Origin of the sequence: Bradyrhizobium yuanmingense, from assembly GCF_029167105.1 — a bacterium.
GTDB lineage: Bacteria > Pseudomonadota > Alphaproteobacteria > Rhizobiales > Xanthobacteraceae > Bradyrhizobium > Bradyrhizobium yuanmingense_A.
On the sequence record NZ_JARFML010000008.1, the window covers coordinates 240,766 to 260,302 of the forward strand.

The window sequence follows — 19,537 nt, forward strand, 5'->3', positions numbered from 1 at the left end:
GTCAGCTTCGGCGCAGCGCGAAATGCGCGCCGCAGAACGCCATCACGGCGCCGAGACACAGGGCGGCAAGCCCGGCGAGCACGCCCGAGACGGTCGGGATCGGGCTCGGTGCCGACGCCGCCTGACCCGCTCCCGCAAGCAGCAGCACACCGACCGCGATCAGGAATTGCCGCATCCGCTGCGGGATCTGTCCGGAAACGGCGCTCTGCATCAGGCTCGCGGTGAAATAGCCGCCGGAGAAGCCGACGGTGGCGATCAGCCACCAGGCGATGGCGGCGCCCGCCGGAATGAACTCATGCGTGTCGGAGCGCCAGAGGCGGCCGAGATCGAGACCGTAGCGCGCGCCCAGCATGTGCACCGCGAGCGCCAGCAACACGCCGGAGATCATCGCGGCGCCGAGAATCAGGCGGCGCGGAAAAAAGGTCGTCTCAGCCATGCCTCGCTTGTAGGATGGCCGGGTGCGATCGCGCAAGCCGATCGCCGATGGGTTCGTTGACGACAATGCCGGGAGCGGAAGCGGGTTCGACCACGCGCTATGCCTACAAGGCCTCGCTGATCGGCTCGGCGCATCGCTTCGAGCTGACGGAGCAGGGGCTGTCCTGGCATATGGCCGGCCGCTCCGGCCTCTGGCGCTACGACGAGATTTCGGCGATCCGGCTGTCGTTCCGCCCGGTGTCGATGCAGCAGCACCGCTTCCGCGCCGATATCAGCCGCACCGGCGGCGGCCGCATCGCGATCCTGTCGACGAGCTGGCAGACCGCGGCGCTGATGGCGCCGCAGGACAACGGCTTTCGCGATTTCCTGATCGAGCTGCATGCGCGCATGGCCAAAGCCGGCAGCCGCGCCGAATTGACCGCGGGCCTCGGCCGCAAGACCTATGCGGCGGTGCTGGCGTTCCTGGCCGTGCTCGCCGTGGCCATGGCGGGGCTGTTGATCCGCGCGCTTGTGACCGGCGAGCTCGCCGGCGTGCTGTTCATCCTCGGCTTCGCCGCGCTGTTCGCCTGGCAGGTCGGCGGCTTCGTGCGGCGCAACCGGCCGCAGAGCTACAGTTTCGATCGCGTGCCGAAGGCCCTGCTGCCCTAGGTGCAATCGGCCGAAATCAAACGTGACTTCGCGTCCCGCCATAGGCGTCGCATCTTGTGGTCATGTCAGCCATGGATCGCAGCACCCGTCTGCCGACGGCAGATGAGATCGCCAGAATCAACCGCACGCATCTGATCGATAAGCCGCTCCGGCCAGCCGACTTGCTGTTCGTGTTCGGCACCCGCGAGGACGATAGCTTGCGTGCCGACACCGCCGCAAGGCTGTGGCGCGAGGGCCTGTTTCGCCGGTCGATTGTCAGCGGCGGTGTGACGCCGGGCTCGGAGCAATCCGAGTGCAGCATCATCAAGGCCGCGATGGTTGCGGCGGGCATTCCGGCGGACCTTATCCTCGAGGAGCATCGCGCGATGAACACCGGCGAGAACGTCATCTTCTCGCTTCCGATCATCGATGCGGCAATCGGGCTGCAGAATATCCGCAGCGTGATCTGTCTCGGCAACACCTGGACCGCGCGGCGCTACCCGATGACGCTGCATCGGCATTGGCCGGGGATCGAGAAGATGCTGCTCACCGTCGACAGTTTCACGACACCGCGTGCGCTCTGGCATACCGACGCGGAATTTCGCCGCCGCTTGCTGCACGAATGGGACAAGATCGAACCTTATAAGGCGAGGGGCTTTATCGCGGACTGGCCGGAGGTCTGAGCCCTACTCCGTCGAATCGAAATCGTCCTCCTTGGTGCCGAGCAGCGAGACGATGGTGCGCAGGCCGGAATCGAGCTGCTCGGGCGAGGGCGGGGCCAGCGCGAGCCGTACCGCGTTCGGCGCATGACCGTGCGCGATCGCAAAGGTCGAGGACGGCGTCAGCGCGATGCCGCGCCTTGCTGCTGCGGCGACGAAGGTCTGCGAGCGCCAGTGCGGCGGCAGCGTCAGCCAGAGATGATAGGAGCGCGGATCGGCGGCGAGCTGGTAGCCGGAGAGCAGCCTCGCGGCGGTCTGCTGGCGGCGCGCGGCATCGATGCGTTTCAGCCGGGTCAGCTCGGCGACGGTGCCGTCGGCCATCAGCCGCTGCCCGGCCGCGAGCGCATGGCCGGAGGCGATCCAGCCGCCGGTGCGCACCGCGCTCATCACACTCTCGCGCAGATGGGGCGGCGCGACGAGGATGCCGAGCGCGAGCCCCGGCGCGACCTTCTTGGACAGGCTGTCGAGCACGATGCAGCGGTCGGGCCCGAGCGCGGCCAGCGGCGTGTCGTCGGCGAGGAAGCCGTAGACGATGTCCTCGATGATGGTGAGATCGAGCTTCTCGGCGACGCGCATGATGTCGGCGCGACGCGTCGCATTCATGGTGACGCCGAGCGGGTTCTGGATGATGGGCTGCAGATACAGCGCCGACAGATGCGCCTCGCGATGGGCCTTCTGGATGGCGTCGGGCCGCGCGCCGAACTCGTCCATGGGGATCGGGACCAGCGTCACACCGAGCCGCGCGGCGATGCTCTTGACGTAGGGATAGGTCAGCGCCTCGACGCCGCAGCGGCCGCCGGTGGGCACGAGCGCGGCAAGCGCGGCCGCCAGCGATTGCTTGCCGTTGGCGGTGAAGAAGATCTGCTCGGGCTGCGGCGCAAAATCCTTGCGTGCGAGATAGGCAGCGGCGGCAACGCGGGCGCTCTTGGTGCCGGTGCTGGTCGAAACGCGCAGCGCAGATTCCAGCGCGTCGATGCGCTCGAGCCCCGCAAGGCTCTTGGCGATCATCGCCCATTGCTGCGGCAATAGCGGGTAATTGACCTCGAGATTGATGCGCGCGTCGGCCGGCTCGCGCATGGTCTCGACTTCACGCCTGACGTCGCCGGAGATGAACGTGCCGCGCCCGACCTCGCCGACCACGAGGCCGCGGCGGAGCAATTCCGTATAAACCCGGCTCGCGGTCGAGACCGCGATGCCGCGGTCATAGGCAAAATTGCGCTGCGGCGGCAGCCGGTCGCCGGGCCTTAACGTGCCGTTAGTGATATCGGCCGCAATGGCATCGGCGAGCTTCACGTACTCGAACTTGGACATATTGCACCGAGAGCAATGTTTTGCTTGCTCCGAGGAGTGTACTGGAGCATTTAAGTTCCATCAAGTTCCGCGATTGAGCCGAGGAGAGCGAGAGCAATCCGACGGCAAATGAGGTGCAGGCGCCCACAGCGTCCGCGCCAACGGCACCTGCTTCGCCGCGCGGGACGATAGGCCGGAGAAGAAGAATGACCACGATCTCGCAAACTGCCGGGCGGACTTTACGCCCATCCTCATCGGGCGGATTTTTCAATGCCCTCGCCCTGCGCCTCACGGCGCTGTTCGACCGCCTGGAGCGCCGCTCCGCCGTCAAGACCCTGAACGAGCTCGACGACCGCGCCCTGCGCGACATCGGCATCACGCGCAGCCAGATCGAGGATGCCGTGTACGGGCAGTTCAAGACCGAGCTGTCGCGGTATCTGTGATCCTCGCGTGTCCCGGACGCGCTGCAGCGTGAGGCGCTGCTGCGCAGAGCCGGGACCCAGCGGATCGCACTCGCTGACGCATGGGCCCCGGCTCTGCAGCGCATCGTCGAACCGGACGATGCTTCGCATCGCCGGGGAGACGCTGCGCAGCGTCCGGGGGCACGGGAGCGCGAGTGTGGCTCGCAATGACGGTCTGCTGCCCTTCAGTGCCTCACCACCAGCACCGAGCACTTGGCGTAGCGCACGACGTGGCCGGCATTGGAGCCGAGGAAATAGGTGCGCATCGCCGGCCGGTGCGAGGTCATCACGATCAAGTCGGCCTTCATGTGCACGGCTTCCTCCAGGATCTCGTGATAGATGCCGCCCTGGCGCACCACGCTGGAGATGCGGGAAGGCTCGATGCCGGATTCGCGGGCGACGATGGCGAGGGCCTCTTCCGAGGTCTGGCGCTGCTGCTCGTCGAAATCGGCCGGGACGTATTCGGCCAGCATCACCGGCGTCATCGGCAACACGTTGATCAGGCGCACGGCACCGCTCCAGGTGTGCGACAACGTCGCGGCGGTCGCGATCGCCGGCTTGGCGAGATCGGTGTCGGCGAGATCGATGGGCACGAGGATGGACTTGAACATCTGCGCCTCCCTGAAGACCAAGCTGAAAAACCGGTCGAGACGGCGCCCGCGCGTCTCTAGCCCGATCGAAGCAGCTTGGGGCTGACGAACAGCACCAGCTTGCCGCGGCGGTAGGCCACGTCATCCCAATCCTTGACGTCAAAGTCGAAGATCGCAAGCCCCGCTGTGGGCAGGTTGTCGCCGAGTGCCTTGGCGCCATCGGGATCGCCGCCGCCGATCAGCATCAGGGCGACCTCGTGCATGCCGGGATTGTGGCCGATCAGCAGCAGCCGCTTCGGATCGGCCGGGGCGGTTGCCGTGCGAATGGTGTCCAGGATCTGTGCGGGATCGGCGCCATAGAGTTCCGGCAGGACCTCGACCTGCGGCGCCGGGACGCGGTCTTTCATCGCCTCCCAGGCGATGTCCCAGGTCTGCCGGGCCCGCACGGCGTGGGACACCAACACGGTGTCGGGGAAGGGCGGATGGGCGGCGATCCAGTCGCCCATCCGCGCGGCATCCTTGCAGCCGCGATCGTCGAGCCGGCGGTCCTGGTCACGTCCGCTCGGTGCGTCGGTCTCGGTCTTGGCGTGACGCAGCAGCATCAAACGGCGCATGGCATTCTCGAATCGTTCACGTCCAGGATAAGCTACAGGCGCCGGTTGAGGACAAGGTGACAGGCGCCCGGTTGGTATCTTAAGAAAACGCTATGAGCGAGACTTTCACAAGCGCGTCCCAGGAAGAAGCCGGCTTTCGCGACCGCGTGCGGCTGTCGTTCGATCTCGATGCCGACATTTGTGTGATCGGGGCGGGCCTTGCCGGGCTTACCGTGGCGCTGGAGGCGGCCCGGCTCGGGGCCAGCGTCGCGGTGCTCGAGGGCCGGCATATCGGCTGGAACGCCTCCGGTAACCAGCTCGGCACCGTGATGCCGGGCTTTGCGCTGCCGCTCACGGACCTGATCGAGCGCATCGGCTTCGAGGATGCCCGCGAATTGTGGACCCTGTCGAAGCAGGGCGCCGAGTTCGTCCGGGCCAACGCCAGCGACGAGAGCATGCCGGGGATCGGCCTCAGCGACGGCGTGCTGGAGGTCTCCAACGTCGATGCAGGCGACCGGCTGATCAGCCGGCTGCAGATGCTGAACGAGGATTTCGATACCGAGGTCGAAGGCTGGCAGGTCGATCGCGTGCGGGAGGCGCTCAAGACCGACCATTACTTCCACGGCGTGTATTATCCGAAAGCGTTCCAGGTCGACGGCCGGAAATACGTGCACGGCCTTGCGGCGCTGGCACGGCGGGCAGGCGCCCGCATCTTCGAGGACACGCCGGTCGTCAGCATCGATCATTCCGGCATCCGCAAGCGCATCGTCACGCCCTCGGCGCGGCTGCGTGCGAGCCACATCGTGCTCGCCGGCAACATTCATCTTGGCGCCCCCTCCAAGCGCCTGTCGGAGACGTTGCTGCCGGTCTGGCGCTATGCCGGTGTGACCGCGCCGCTCGGCGAGCGCCTGCACGAGATCGTCGCCTTCAAGGGATCGGTGATGGATTCAGACGGTGTCGACCATTTCCGGGTCGTCGACGGTGACCGGCTGATGTGGGAGAGCCCGGAGACCACCTGGGCCGCGCGTCCGCAGCGCTTCGCCGGCGCCGTCGGGCGGCGGATCCGCAGGATCTTTCCCGAGCTCGGCAATGTCGAGATCACTGAGACGTTCGGCGGCGCCACCGGCCAGACCGTGCACGGCATGCCGCAGATCGGCCAGCTGCGCAAAGGCTTGTGGGTGGCGAGCGGGTTCGGCCGCCAGGGCATGAACACCTCCGCCATGGCCGGACAGATGATCGCGCGCAGCATTTTGTCGGGCGATGAGCGCTGGAAGCTGTTCTCGCCGTTCGAACTGGTCTGGGCGGGCGGCGCCACGGGGCGCGTCGCCGGCCAGCTGGTCGGGATCTGGGGCAGGGCGAGCTCCGCCGCCGCTGGTGCGCTCGCCCGCTATCGCGAGCGCGCCAGGGTCAAGGACAGGCAACGCGAGGCCCGCCTCGCCGAAGCCAACCGCGCCGCCGGCACCGGTCCGCGCCGTGCGCCGCCCGGCGTGCGACCCCGGCCGGCGCCACCGGCGAAAGGCGCAGTCGGCGCTGCGGAACCGGTCGTGCACGAGGACCGCGTCTCGCAATAAGTTGAGCGAAATTCCGCTCCGACGTGTAACTTCGGCCGGCAGAAGCCCGTATCTCAGGGCGTGGACTTCCCGCGCACGGAGACTGACATGCTTGACCGCCGCATCCTGCTCACGACTGTTGCCGGCCTGTTCGGCCTTTCGGCCTTGCGCTGGCTGAGAGGAACACCTGCCGAGGCCGGCGAGAAGGCCGCGCAAAAGTTCGAGATCACCAAGACGGAGGCCGAATGGCGCGCCCAGCTCACGCCGCAGCAATATGAGATCCTGCGCAACCACGGCACCGAGCGGCCCGGCTCCAGCCCGCTGCTCAAGGAGAAGCGCAAGGGCATTTTCGCCTGCGCCGGCTGCGACCTGCCGCTGTTTACGTCGGAGACCAAGTTCGAGAGCGGCACGGGCTGGCCGAGCTTCTATGCGCCGATCGAAGGCAATGTCGGCAAGACCGAGGACCGCAGCTACGGCATGGTCCGCACCGAGGTGCATTGCCGGCGCTGCGGCGGCCATCTCGGCCATGTCTTCGACGACGGCCCGAAGCCAACCGGATTGCGCTATTGCATCGACGGTTTCGGCTTGGTCTTCCACCCCGCGGCGGCGTCGGCAACGTAGGTTCTCCCTGTCATTCCGGGGCGGTCCGCAGGGCCGAACCCGGAATCTCGAGGTTCTCAGGTGCGCAATTGCGCACTAGGATTCGATGGTTCGCACCGCCTTCGAACGACAGGATGCCCCGGCAATTGTTGCCGGTCCCGGCAAATGTGCCCCGGTCGTCAGACCGGGGCTTTTTCATTAAGTCATTGATTTTCTGAAGATACCCGCATTGGCATAGGCCTTGCGACGTCTCTTTCCGATTGCGGCCATGGTCGACCGGCCGCCGAGATCGGATTTGGAGACAAAGTTATGGGTATCTTCGATGCAATGAACACCTCGGTGGGTGGCCTGCAGGCGCAGTCCTTCGCGCTGCAGAACATTTCCGGCAACATCGCGAACTCATCCACCACCGGTTACAAGGGCATCGGCACCAGCTTCGTCGACCTCATTCCGGACTCCTCAGTCCCGAGCAAGCAGGTGGCAGGCGGCGTGCAGGCCAACGCCAAGGCCACCATCACGACGCAGGGCACGATCTCGTCCTCCAGCGTCGCCACCAACATGGCGATCACCGGCGACGGCTTCTTCTCGATCCAGAAGGCGAGTGGCGTCGTCGACAACGTGCCTGTCTTCACCGGGGTGACCTACTACACGCGGCGCGGCGACTTCCAGCTCAATGCCAACGGCAACCTGGTCAACGGCGCCGGCTATTATTTGATGGGCGTCACCGTCGACCCGAAGACCGGCAACCCGACCGGCAGCGTGGCAAACGTCCTGCAATTCCAGAACAACTTCATTCCGGCGCAAGCGACCACCTCGATCCAGTATGCGGCGAACCTGCCGACGCAGCCGAACACGGTGGCGAAAACCACCGCGTCGACCGGAACCCTGCTCGCAGCCGGCGGGCTCAACCCGTCCGATTTCGCCGCCAACCCGCTGCCGGTCGGCACGCCGCCGGCACCCTATGCCAATGCGACCGTGTCAGGCGCAGCCGCAACCGGCAACATCCGCTCGGCCTATTCGTCGACGACGGCCACGGGCACGGTTGCGCTCCAGAACAATTCCTCGGCGGTGGCTTCGACGACCACGTCCCTCGACAATACCGCCGGCACGCATCTCGCCTCCAGCATTCTGACCGCGTTGAGCGGCCAGACGCTGACCATCAACGGCAACACCATCACCTTCAACGGCGGCACCACGGTCTCGACCGTCGGCAGCAACACCACGATCGGTCTCGGTGCGGGTACGACGGCGACGGTGGCCGACATCCTGAACGCGATCCAGACGGCCGGCGGCGCCGGCGTCACCGCTTCGCTCTCGGTCAGCGGCAATATCCAGATCGCGACCGGCACCGGTACCGACGTCGCGATCGGCAGCGGCACGGCCGCCACGGCGCTCGGCATCAGCAGCGTGACGCGCGGCGGCAACGTGCTGTCCTCGCCTGCAATCTCGGGCGCGACGGTGCTGAGCGGCTCGGCCACCGCCGGCGGTGCCCAGGTGCTCACGTCGGGCTTCTCCGCCGGCGACACCATCACCGTCAACGGTCAAACACTGACCTTCATGGCCTCGGGCGCATCGGGTGCGAACCAGATCAACGTCACCGACAACGTCACGACCCTGCTCGGCAAGATCGACGCGCTCTCCGGCGCCTCGGGATCGTCGGTCAGCAGCGGCGGCGTGATCACGCTCAACACCGGCACGGTCTCCAACCTGACGGTCTCCAGCTCCAACAGCGCGGCCTTCTCCGCGCTCGGCTTCACCTCGACCATCACCAGGAATCGCGAGGGCGGCGGCACGGCCGGCACCGGCGGCGTGATCGGCAACGACATCGCCACCTTCACCAAGGAATCGATCAGCGGCGGCGCGGTGACCGCCTACAACGCCGCCGGTACGCCGGTGAACCTGCAATTGCGCTGGGCCAAGACCGACAGCGCCTCGCTGGGCGCGGGTCATTCCGACAGCTGGAACCTGTTCTACCAGACCGACCCGAACGCGACCGGCACGACGGTCGGATGGGTCAATACCGGCCAGACCTTCACCTTTGCCGCCGACGGCTCGCTGACCTCGCCGAGCGGCTCGGGCATCACCATCAACAACGTCACCGTCAGCGGCCAGTCGCTCGGCTCCGTCGCCTTCAACATCTCCTCCGGAGGCCTGACGCAATATGCCAGCACCAGCGGCGCGGTGACCATCAACACCATCACCCAGAACGGCTACGCCGCCGGTCAGCTCCGCTCGGTCGCCGTCAACAACAACGGCGTGGTGGTCGGCACCTTCTCCAACGGCCAGAACCTCAACCTCGCCCAGGTGCAGCTGTCGCATTTCAACGGCACCAATTATCTGAAGGCGATGGACGGCGGCGCCTATGCGGCGACCGAACAATCGGGTGACGCCATCGACGGCGCTTCGGGCACCATCAGCGGCTCGTCCCTGGAGGGATCCAACACCGACATCGCCGACGAATTCACCAAGCTGATCGTGACCCAGCAGGCCTATTCGGCCAACACCAAGGTGATCACGACGGCAAACTCGATGGTGCAGGATCTCCTCAACGTATTGCGCTGATCGGCGCGTGACGTAACAAAGGCGGGCCAGTGATATGGGTTTGAGTTCAGCCCTCGCCAGTGCGATGAGCGGTCTGCGTGCCAACCAGGCCGCGCTCTCGATCGTCTCCTCGAACGTCGCCAATGCGCAGACGCCGGGTTACGTCGTCCAGACGCCGAACCAGATCGAAGTCACCACCGGCGAGTTCGGCGCGACGGCGATGACGACCGGCGTCAGCCGCCTGCTCGACACCTACGTGCAGAACCAGCTACGGACCGAGACCGGCGGCGGCGGCTACGCCGACCAGATGGCCAACATCCTGAAGCAGCTTCAGAATGTCTACGGCACGCCCGGCAATTCCGGCACGCTCGAAAGCGCGCTGAACAAGTTCACCACGGCGCTGCAGGCGCTGTCGACCAGCTCGGGTGCGTCGTCGGCGCAGACCGTCGCGCTCGGGGCGGCCCAGGCGCTCGCAACGCAGCTCAACGTCACCACCAAGGGCATCCAGTCGCTGCGCTCCAACGTCGAACAGGATCTCGGCAATTCGGCGCAGGCCGCCAATGCGGCCATGAAGCAGATCGCCGACATCAATACCAGGCTCCAGGGCCTGTCGGCCAACGATCCCTCGGCCGCAACGCTGATGGACCAGCGCGACCAAGCCATCAACACGCTGTCGAAATATGTCGACGTCCGCGTCACCACCGACAATTCGAACCAGGCCAACATCTACACCACGACCGGCATTCAGCTGGTCGGCGCCGGACTCGCCTCGGAATTCTCCTTTGCCTCCGCCGGCGCGCTGTCGGCAACGTCGCTCTACAACATCGACCCTGCCAAGTCCGGCGTCGGCGCGTTCAACATCAAGCTGCCGAACGGCTCGCAAGTCGACGTCGTCGCCAACAACGTGGTGTCGTCCGGCCAGATCGCGGCCGACCTGAAGCTGCGCGACGACATTTTGGTGCAGGCGCAGAACCAGATCGACCAGCTCGCCGCCACGATGGCGAGCGCGCTGTCCGACAAGACCACCGCGGGCAGCACGGTCACCGGCCCGCCGGCCGGCTTCGATCTCGAGCTCGCCGGCGCGCTGCCGGGCAACACGGTCAACATCACCTATACGGACACGGCGACCAACACGCAGCGCCAGATCACGCTCGTCAACGTGACCGACCCCGCCGCGCTGCCGCTCCAGAACGCGACCAACGCCAACCCGATGCGGGTCGGCGTCGACTTCGCCGGCGGCCTGGGCGCGATCGCCTCTGCGCTGAACACCGCGCTGTCGGGCACCCATCTGTCGTTCTCCGCCGCCCCCCCGCCGGCGACCGCCACGACGCTGCGGGTGACCGACGACAACACCGGGCTTGCCAAGGTCGGTTCGGCCTCGACCACCAAGACGATCTCGTCGCTGACCTCGGGCAATCCGCAGCTGCCGCTGTTCACCGACGGCGGGCAGGCGCTCTACACCGGCGCAATCACGGCGTCGGGCTCGCAGATGACCGGTCTTGCCGGGCGCATCGCGGTGAACACGCAGCTGGTGACCGATCCCACCCGGATGTCGGTCTACAATACCTCGCCGGTGACGCCCGCCGGCGACACCACGCGTTCGGACTATCTCTACTCGCAGCTCACCAGTGCAGTGTTCTCCTATTCGCCGCAGAGCGGCCTCGGCTCGGCGAGCCAGCCCTTCAGCGGCAGCGTCTCGAACTTCCTCCAGCAGTTCCTGAGCGTGCAGGCCAACGCCGCGACCCAGGCGACCCAGCTTCAGCAAGGCCAGAGCGTCGTGGTCTCGACGCTCCAGGCCAAGTTCGACTCGACCTCCAAGGTCAACCTGGACTCGGAGATGTCGAACCTGATCCAGCTTCAGAATGCCTATGCCGCCAACGCCCATGTCATGTCGGTGGTGCAGACCATGATGAACACGTTGATCCAGGCTCAACTGTAAACAGTAACAGGGCTCCGAAAGATGGCGATCAGCAGCATCAACTATTCTTCGTCGATCCTCGGCGCGCAGATCCGCAACATCAATCAGCAGCTCACCGACCTCTCGACGCAGCTCTCGACCGGCAAGCTGTCGCAGAACTATGCCGGCATGGGGACGAACGAGGGCTTTGCGATTGCCGGGCGCGCGCAGCTCTCCAACATCGCCGGCTATACCGACACGATCACCAACGTCAACGTCAGCATCAACCTCGCCAACACCGCGCTGCAATCGCTGACCAAGATCCGCAGCACGGTGCAAACGGGCTCCGCCAACACCGCGCAGGATCTCAACGTCAATGGCCAGACGATCGCGCAGAACACCGCGGCGGCCCAGTTCGGCTCGATGGTCGGCGTTCTCAACACGCAGACCGGCAACCGCTATCTGTTCTCCGGAACGGCCGTCAACACCCAGTCGGTGGCCAATGCCGGCGACATCATCAACGGCACCACGACGCAGGCCGGCTTCAAGACCGTCATGGCCGAGCGCCAGGCCGCGGACTTAGGGGCCAGCGGCATGGGCCGCCTGGTGCAGACGCAGCCGACGGCAAGCTCCGTGCAGGTGTCGGAGGACGTCGCCGGATCGCCGTTCGGCCTCAAGATCAAGGCGGTGTCCTCGACGCTGACAGGCGCGACCGTCACCGGCCCGAGCGGCTCGCCGGTGTCGTTCTCGGTCGATCTCAACGGCGTCAATCCGAACAACGGCGACAAACTCAGCATTCAGTTCACCCTGCCGGACGGCACGACCGAGCAGATCGACCTGACGGCGTCCTCGGCGACGCCGACGCCGCTCGGCAGCTTCGCGATCGATGCGAGCACGCCCGTCAACCCGAACAATACCGCCACGAACCTCAACACGGCGCTGAACACCGCGATTCAGAAGCTCGCCAACACCTCGCTGGTGGCGGCATCGGCGATCGTTGCGGGCGACAACTTCTTCAACACCGCGAGCTCTGCGATCGGCACCCCCGTCAACAACCAGGCGGCGCCACCGACCCCGGTCACCGGCGCGACGGCGCTGTCGGGCGCGAGCCCCTCGGACTCGATCTCACCGGGCTTCGTCGCAGGCGATACCATCACCGTCAACGGCACCACGCTGACCTTCGTGGCCTCGGGCGCGACCGGCAACCAGCTCAACGTTACCGACAGCATCCAGAGTTTGCTGAGCAAGATCGACACGATCACGGGCACGTCGAAGCCCTCGACGGTCCATGGCGGCTCGATCACGATCAACACCGACGATGCGGCGAGCCTCAACATCACGACGTCGAACACCGGCGCGCTGAGCGCGCTCGGGTTCAGCTCGACGCCGGTGATCGCCACGCAGCCGCCGCTGCGCGTCGGCTCCTCGCCTGCGAGCTCGGCGACCACGCTGGTGAACGGCTCGGCCAATACGGTGAAATGGTATTTGGGCAATGACGGGCCCGGCTCGGCGCGCTCGACCGCGATGGCGCGGGTCGACGATGCCGTGACGGTGCAGTACGGCGCCCAGGCGAATGAGGATGCGATCCGCCGGCAATTGCAGGCGATCGCGGTGTTCGGCACCTTCTCGACCTCGCCGACCGGGCAATATTCGGGCGGGCAGGTCTCGGCGCTCAGCCTGCGGGTGACCCAGGCGCTGACCCAGCAGCCCGGACAGCAGCGCATCGAGGACATCCAGACCGACATCGCGATGGCCCAGAACACGATGAAGGATGCGAGCACGCGCCAGACCCAGGCCAAGGCGCAGCTCCAGACCATCATCGACCAGGCCGAATCGGCTTCGCCCGACCAGGTCGCGAGCGAGATCCTGGCGCTGCAAAACGCCCTGCAGGCGTCCTACCAGGTGACCTCGAACCTGGCGCAGCTCTCGCTCGTCAAGTTCCTGTAAGGAGGCGTTAACACGCCGTTAACCATGCCTGTTTACCTCTTGGTGAGGATTGCAGCGGGGCGGAGCGGTCGATGTCGGACAAGATGCAGCTGGTGGTCGCGACCCCTTGCTTCGGCGGGCAGGTGTCGAGCATCTATGCGAGCTCGATCTTCGCGCTGCAGCGGGCCGTGCACGGCATGTCCAATCTCGAGCTCAAGGTTCTCTTGCGCGACGGCGACGCGCTGATCACGCGTGCGCGGGCCAATCTGGCCGCGATGTTTCTGGACGATCCAAAGGCGACGCATTTCCTGTTCATCGATGCCGATATCGGCTTCAAGCCGGAGCAGGTGTTCCGCCTGATCGAATGCGGCGCGGACGTCGTCGCCGGCTGCTATCCGATCAAGCGGGTCAACTGGGACAAGGCCGCGCGGGCGATCCAGTCGGGTCGGGCCGACGTGCCGGCCGCCTCGCTCGACTACGTGCTCGAGATCGAGGATCCCGACCGCATCGTGGTGGTCAACGGATTCACCCGCGTGCGCTATGCCGGCACCGGCTTCCTGATGATCCGGCGTCACGTGCTGGAGGCGATGTGCCGCCACCCCGACTACGCGAACCTCCAGTTCTTCCGCGAGCATTCCCATGATGCGCTGGCGGCGAGCCGGAACCGGTTCGCGCTGTTCGAATGCATGATCGATCCGGCGACCGGCACGTATCTGTCCGAGGACTTCGCCTTCTGCAAGCGCTGGACCGACATCGGCGGCGAGATCTGGGCCGACATTCAGAGCCCGCTCGACCACGTCGGGCCGTCGGTGTTCCACGGCGACATCGCCTCGCAATTCGCAGCCGTGCCTGCGGCGGCGGCCGATGCCGCGGCGTGAGCCTTTCGGGATGAGCGGCGGCCCATCCCCTCGGCCCGAGATGCAACGCGCCGCCGACGGCGGCTCGCGTTATCGCCTGCGCGACCTCTTCACGCCGCTCGACACGCTGCTCGTTTCCGGCGGAGATCCGCGCCTGGCGCTCGATCCCACCGGCCGCGCCAACGCCTATGGCTGCCCGGCTTCGCCGGAGCCGGAGCTGTGGAATTTCGCCTCCTCGACCGCGTCGACGATCTCGCAGGCGGCCTACGACCGCGCCGCGCTGGCGCGTGAAGAGCTGATGCACAAGTGCCTGCTCGACGAGGTCGAGCTCGCTTTCGATGCACGCTGCGAGGATATGCGCCACGAGCTGCGCGGTCATCTCCAGCTCTCGCCGCGCGTCGACGTGGTGTTCTCGCCGTCCGGCACGGACTCCCAGCTCCATGCCCTGTTCCTGGCGCGCACGATGCTCGGCGCGCGGCCGGTGACGATCGTGGTCGGCGCCGACCAGACCGGCAGCGGCACGGCCCATACCGCGCGTGGACATCATTTCAGCACCCTGACGGCGAGCGGCTTTGCGGTTCGCAAGGACGGCGCGGTCGCGGGGCTTGCCGGCGCCAGCATCTCGCTGCCGTTGCGCGCGCCGGGGGCCGGGATCGCGATGCGCACGGATGCCGATGAAGCGGTGCTGCATGCGGTCGAGGCCACGATCGCGCAAGGCGCGCCCGTGCTGCTCCAGATCATGGATTCCTCGAAGCTCGGATGGCGTGCGCCGAGCGCGGCCTGCCTCGACGAGATCGCGCGGCGCTGGCCGCGCAAGGTCCAGATCGTCGTCGACGCCTGCCAGGCCCGGCTCGGTCGCCGGCGGCTGCGCTCCTATCTCGACCGCGGCTATATGGTGCTGATCACCGGCTCCAAATTCTTCGGCGGACCTGCCTTCAGCGGTGCACTGCTGGTGCCGAAGGGCCTGTCGCGGTCGCTCGACCGCGTCGAGAGGATCGCATCTGGAATCCTTGACTACGCCGGCCGCTGCGATTGGCCGATGGCCTGGACGGCGCTGCGTTCGCGCTTCGAGCGCCGTCCGAATTTCGGTCAATGGCTGCGCTGGGAGGCGGCGCTGACCGAGATCGGCAGCTACTACGGCGTGCCCGGGGCCTTCCGCGCCGGGATGCTCGCCGAGCTCGCTGCCGGCATCGACAGCATGATCGCATTGTCGCCGTCGTTGCGCGCTGCTTCGGCCGCGACCCACGTGGCCGGCATCGACGACGAGGAGTTCGCGCAGCCCACCATCTTTCCGTTCACGCTGCTGCGCGACGGCAAGCCGGTTTCTGTTGCCGAGACCGCGTCTGTTCATCGCGCGTTGGCGCGTGACGTCAGCGAAGAGATCAACGGCAGCACGGAGGACCGTCAGGTCGCCGCGCAGCGCTGCCTGATCGGCCAGCCGGTACGGCTGGAGCGGCAGGACGAGACGCCGCAGGCCGTGCTGCGCCTCTGCGTCGGCGCGCGGCTCGTGACTGAGGCCTGGTCGCCGGACAGGGCGGAGGCGCAGCGCAACGTGCAGCACCTTCTCGACCAGATCGCCCACGTCCTGGTGAAGATCGAGCTGCTGCTCGCCGGTGGCGCAGCGGCGGCCGTGCCGGTAAAGTCCGCGTTCGAGGTGTGAGATGCAGCATCCGGTTTCCGCGCCGATCGGCCTGACCGCGGCGAACTATGCCGACCGCATCGGCTTTGCGCAGCTGACGCGCCGGGCCTTCGAAGGCGTCGATCTGCATCCGTTGCGCGATCAGCTCGTCGCGCGCATCGCGGCGGGGACCGCGCTGGCGGGCGAGGGGCTGGACCTGTCGTTGATCACCCAACTGCTGGGTGACAAGGATCGGGGGCTTGCGATCCAGTCCGAGGTGCTGGCCTTCCATCAATTGTTCCGAACGCCCAGCGCAGCTCCGAAGCCGGGCCTGCGTCTGCTCGCGCTTGCAGCCGACATCGACATGGGCGGCAACACGCCGATCGATTTCCTGCTCGAAGGCTCCGATGTCGAGCTGTTGACCCTCTATGTGGTCAAGGGCGTCGGGTTGCCCGAGACCTTGCCGGAGCACGACGTGGCCATCGTGGTCGCGTCCGATTCCGAGGAATGCCGTGAGGCGCTTGCGCTGATCGATGAGGCCGCGCCGCACTGGCCGCGGCCGCTGCTCAATCGCCCCGATCGCATCGGCAATCTCGATCGCGACAAGCTGTATCGGCTGCTGATGGACGTGCCCGGCCTCGACATTCCCGCGACCATCCACGCAACGCGCGCGCAATTGTCGGACCTCGCGCAGGCGCGGATCGCATGCGAGGACATCGCAGGCGAATTGCACTTTCCGATGATCGCACGGCCGCGCGGCTCGCATGCCGGCGTCGGGCTCGCGAAGCTCGACGATGCGGCGGCTCTGGCGGCCTATCTCGCCGAACGGAAAGAGCAGGACTTCTTCGTCGCACGCTTCGTCGACTATGTGAGCCCCGACGGGCTCTACCGTAAGTATCGCCTCGCCATGGTCGACGGCAAGGCGTACGCGTGCCACATGGCGATCGCCGACCGTTGGGACATCTGGTATCTCAACGCCTACATGGCCTTCAGCGAAGAGAAGCGGGCCGAGGAAGCCGTCTTCATGCGCGACTTCGACCATGCCTTTGGCGAGCGCCACGGAAACGCGATCGAGGAGATGAGCCGGCGCGTCGGCCTCGATTACTTCATCGTCGATTGCGCCGAGAACGCGGACGGCGAGCTTCTGGTGTTCGAGGCCGACAACACCGCCGTCGTGCACAACATGGATTCGCCGGTCGTGTTTCCTTACAAGCCGCCGCAAATGCGCAAGATCTTTGCCGCGTTCACGGCGATGCTGTCGCGGCACGCAAAGACGGGCAGGGAGAGCGCATGAACGAGATCATCCGCAATACGCAAAGCGCCGTCGCGGATACCCCGCTCGATCCGCAGGACTGGAGCGAGTTTCGCGCGCTGGCCCACCGCATGCTGGACGAGACGATCGACGGCATCGCCAACGTTCGGGCGCGCCCCGTCTGGCGGCCGATTCCCGATGACGTGCGCGCGGCATTCAGGACGGACGTGCCGCGCGAGGCGAGCGACCTCGCCGAGGTCTATCGCGAATTCTCCGAGTATGTTGCGCCCTATGCGACTGGCAACGTCCATCCCGGCTTTATGGGCTGGGTGCATGGCGGCGGCACCGCCGTCGGCATGCTCGCGGAGATGCTCGCCGCCGGCCTCAACGCCAATCTCGGCGGACGCGACCACATGCCGATCGAGGTGGAGCGCCAGATCGTTGACTGGATGCGCCGCCTGTTCCTCTTTCCCGAGAGCGCAAGCGGCATCTTCGTCACCGGCACGTCGATGGCCAATCTGATGGCCGTGCTGGTGGCGCGCACCACCGCGCTCGGCACGCTGGCGCGGCAGCACGGCATCGGCAATGACGGTGCGCTGCTCACGGCCTATACGTCGCAGGCAGCGCATGGCTGCATCTCGAGGGCGATGGACATTGCCGGGCTCGGCGCCGATGCACTGCGCAAGATCGCAGTCGGTGCCGATCATCGTATCGACGTTGCCGCATTGCGCGCGCAGATCGCGGTCGATCGCGGGGTCGGCTTCAAGCCTTTCCTGGTGGTCGCATCCGCCGGCACGGTCGATATCGGGGCGATCGACGACCTCAGGGCGATCGCTGCGTTGTGCCGCGAGGAAGGAATGTGGTTTCACGTCGACGGCGCTTTCGGTGCGCTCGCAATTCTGTCGCCGGAGCTTGCGCCGCTGCTCGGCGGTATCGAGCTTGCGGATTCAATCGCACTCGACTTCCACAAATGGGGGCAGGTGCCGTATGACGCTGGCATCCTGCTGGTGCGCGACGGCGAGCAGCATCGGCAGGCCTTCGCGCAGCCGGCGGCCTATCTGAGCCGCGAGGCGAGGGGGCTTGCGGCGGGCGCGGTCTGGCCCTGCGATCTCGGTCCCGATCTGTCGCGCGGCTTTCGTGCGCTGAAGACGTGGTTCACGCTGAAGACGTTCGGCACCGACCGGCTGGGCCGGGCAATCGCACGAAGCTGCGCGCTCGCCAAATATCTGGAGACGCGTGTGCTGGCCGAACCACGGCTGGAATTGCTGGCACCGGTCAATCTCAACATCGTCTGCTTCCGCTATCGCAGCGGCGATGCGGTCAATCGCGAGATCGTCGCCGACGTCCAGGAGTCCGGCATCGCCGCGCCTTCGAGCACGACGCTGGACGGAAAGTTCGCGATCCGCGCCGCGATCGTCAATCACCGCACCGAGGCGGCGGACATCGATGCGCTGGTCGCGGCCGTGCTGCAGTTCGGTGGACAGCGGAGCGGCGGAGTGATCGAGGTCGACGCGCCACCGCTCGTAGCGCAATAACTTGACGAACGTCTGAAGCGACAACGGCCCCGGAGGCGATCCGGGGCCGTTGTCGTTGACGCGAACGCTGTATCAGGCGGCGGTGCTGACGTCGTCCTTGTCGGCTGCCGCCTTGGGATGAGTGGCCTCGAACTGGTTGCGCAGCTTCTCCTCATAGGCGATCAGCTTGCGGGCGTCCTTCAGCGCTCGGTAGAGGTCGCCGTTCAGGATGTTGTTGTTGATGCCTTCGATGATCGGCCAGGCGCTCGGCACCGCGGTGACGATGTCCCGCACCAGGTTGAAATAGGTGCCGTGCTGGGTCTGCGGATCCGGGGAGATGTACATGAGCTGGACCGCCAGATAGACGAGCTTGGCGGGCGTGTCGGCGGTCTCCGGCGTGAGGATGTCGCGCTCGCGCAGGATCGGCACGTTCTCGCCATCGATCAGGAGGCGGGCCCGCTGGTCCGTGTTGGTGATCACGGAATTGCCGACGATGATGCGTTCGTGCGGTTTGAGCTCGACCTTGAGGGCCATTCCGGTTCTCCATCAACGCTTTCGTAACCGAGCGTTCGTTGCGGCCTGTCAGACCCTGATTCTCGCTTGCAACTAGTTAACGAGCTGTAAACTCAGGTCCTTCCGGCCAAAAAGCTCAATGCTTTCAAGGGCGGGATTTGGCGGTGGTACGATTGGGCGCGCCGCTTACGGGGCCGAATCACGCGCGGCCGGGCAAAAGCGCCGCTTTCATTTCATGTTTCGTTAGAGGTCTCGGCGCCACGGTCCGCCGTCGCTGGGTCCATCGCGATCCAAGCAGACGTGTAACAGTAGCGTCGTTTACCAGAAAGGTAACAGAGTCATGTCCGGTATCGTCCTCTCCGCATCGGTTCGTCAGAACCTGCTCTCCCTCCAGTCCACCGCTGATCTTCTCGCCACCACACAGAACCGTCTGTCGACCGGCAAGAGCGTCAACTCGGCCCTGGACAATCCCACCAACTTCTTCACGGCACAGTCGCTCGACAACCGCGCCAGCGACATCAACAATCTGCTCGACGGCATCGCCAACGGCGTGC

17 protein-coding genes and 1 pseudogene are annotated in these 19,537 nt (G+C 66.2%); 13 read left to right on the top strand and 5 right to left on the bottom strand.

The window, feature by feature from the left end; translation table 11 throughout:
- Position 1: 1 nt before the first annotated feature.
- A complete protein-coding gene (locus tag P0R31_RS13315; protein WP_036015623.1) occupies positions 2-436 on the bottom strand; it encodes a hypothetical protein in 435 nt (144 codons plus the stop codon).
- A gap of 65 nt (positions 437-501) precedes the next feature.
- Here P0R31_RS13315 and P0R31_RS13320 point away from each other — a divergent pair, with 65 nt between their 5' ends.
- Together P0R31_RS13320 and P0R31_RS13325 are read left to right on the top strand one after the other, a co-directional pair.
- Positions 502-1,083 carry a hypothetical protein gene (locus tag P0R31_RS13320; protein WP_275514480.1) on the top strand — a complete coding sequence of 194 codons (582 nt, stop codon included), beginning with the start codon at positions 502-504 and terminating at the stop codon, positions 1,081-1,083.
- Positions 1,084-1,145: 62 nt separating this feature from the next.
- Positions 1,146-1,745, top strand: a complete 600-nt coding sequence (locus P0R31_RS13325) for a YdcF family protein (protein WP_275514464.1) — start codon at positions 1,146-1,148, stop codon at positions 1,743-1,745.
- Positions 1,746-1,748: 3 nt separating this feature from the next.
- Here the strand turns inward: P0R31_RS13325 and P0R31_RS13330 are convergent, their stop codons facing one another.
- Positions 1,749-3,092, bottom strand: a complete 1,344-nt coding sequence (locus P0R31_RS13330; RefSeq protein WP_157280825.1) for a PLP-dependent aminotransferase family protein — start codon at positions 3,090-3,092, stop codon at positions 1,749-1,751.
- Positions 3,093-3,277: 185 nt separating this feature from the next.
- On the opposite strand from P0R31_RS13330, the gene P0R31_RS13335 reads away from it, so the two are divergent.
- Positions 3,278-3,514, top strand: coding sequence for a DUF1127 domain-containing protein (locus P0R31_RS13335; RefSeq protein ID WP_275514465.1), 237 nt, complete (start codon positions 3,278-3,280; stop codon positions 3,512-3,514).
- Positions 3,515-3,717: 203 nt separating this feature from the next.
- Here P0R31_RS13335 and P0R31_RS13340 read toward each other — a convergent pair whose 3' ends face one another.
- Positions 3,718-4,143, bottom strand: a complete 426-nt coding sequence (locus tag P0R31_RS13340) for a universal stress protein (protein ID WP_275514466.1) — start codon at positions 4,141-4,143, stop codon at positions 3,718-3,720.
- Between the two features lie 56 nt (positions 4,144-4,199).
- Complete coding sequence (locus P0R31_RS13345; protein ID WP_275514467.1) at positions 4,200-4,736, bottom strand: SixA phosphatase family protein; 537 nt, start codon at positions 4,734-4,736, stop codon at positions 4,200-4,202.
- Positions 4,737-4,828: 92 nt separating this feature from the next.
- Between P0R31_RS13345 and P0R31_RS13350 the strand changes: the two genes are divergently transcribed.
- The 9 genes from P0R31_RS13350 (at position 4,829) to P0R31_RS13390 (ending at position 18,491) form a co-directional block, all read left to right on the top strand.
- A complete protein-coding gene (locus tag P0R31_RS13350; protein WP_275514468.1) occupies positions 4,829-6,286 on the top strand; it encodes an NAD(P)/FAD-dependent oxidoreductase in 1,458 nt (485 codons plus the stop codon).
- Between the two features lie 87 nt (positions 6,287-6,373).
- Entirely contained in the window at positions 6,374-6,886 is a 513-nt protein-coding gene (msrB, locus tag P0R31_RS13355; protein ID WP_036015643.1) for a peptide-methionine (R)-S-oxide reductase MsrB, read from the top strand.
- 288 nt (positions 6,887-7,174) lie between these two features.
- On the top strand, positions 7,175-9,427 hold the full coding sequence (locus P0R31_RS13360; protein WP_275514469.1) for a flagellar hook-basal body complex protein: 2,253 nt from the start codon (positions 7,175-7,177) through the stop codon (positions 9,425-9,427).
- Positions 9,428-9,461: 34 nt separating this feature from the next.
- Entirely contained in the window at positions 9,462-11,345 is a 1,884-nt protein-coding gene (flgK, locus tag P0R31_RS13365; RefSeq protein WP_275514470.1) for a flagellar hook-associated protein FlgK, read from the top strand.
- 21 nt (positions 11,346-11,366) lie between these two features.
- The gene (locus tag P0R31_RS13370; RefSeq protein WP_275514471.1) at positions 11,367-13,250 is read left to right on the top strand and encodes a flagellar protein; all 1,884 of its coding nucleotides are present in this window, start codon (positions 11,367-11,369) and stop codon (positions 13,248-13,250) included.
- Between the two features lie 71 nt (positions 13,251-13,321).
- Entirely contained in the window at positions 13,322-14,107 is a 786-nt protein-coding gene (locus tag P0R31_RS13375) for a hypothetical protein (protein ID WP_275514472.1), read from the top strand.
- Positions 14,108-14,117: 10 nt separating this feature from the next.
- On the top strand, positions 14,118-15,746 hold the full coding sequence (locus tag P0R31_RS13380; RefSeq protein WP_275514473.1) for a hypothetical protein: 1,629 nt from the start codon (positions 14,118-14,120) through the stop codon (positions 15,744-15,746).
- Between the two features lies 1 nt (position 15,747).
- Positions 15,748-16,998, top strand: a complete 1,251-nt coding sequence (locus P0R31_RS13385) for a hypothetical protein (protein WP_275514474.1) — start codon at positions 15,748-15,750, stop codon at positions 16,996-16,998.
- Positions 16,995-18,491 (top strand): pyridoxal phosphate-dependent decarboxylase family protein, encoded by a 1,497-nt coding sequence (locus P0R31_RS13390; RefSeq protein WP_275514475.1) that lies wholly within the window; start codon positions 16,995-16,997, stop codon positions 18,489-18,491. Before P0R31_RS13385 ends, P0R31_RS13390 begins: the two co-directional genes overlap by 4 nt.
- Positions 18,492-18,563: 72 nt before the next feature.
- Here the strand turns inward: P0R31_RS13390 and flbT are convergent, their stop codons facing one another.
- Positions 18,564-19,004 (bottom strand): flagellar biosynthesis repressor FlbT, encoded by a 441-nt coding sequence (gene flbT, locus P0R31_RS13395; protein WP_275514476.1) that lies wholly within the window; start codon positions 19,002-19,004, stop codon positions 18,564-18,566.
- Positions 19,005-19,323: 319 nt separating this feature from the next.
- Here flbT and P0R31_RS13400 point away from each other — a divergent pair.
- Positions 19,324-19,537, top strand: a pseudogene (locus P0R31_RS13400) (flagellin); the annotation flags it as partial.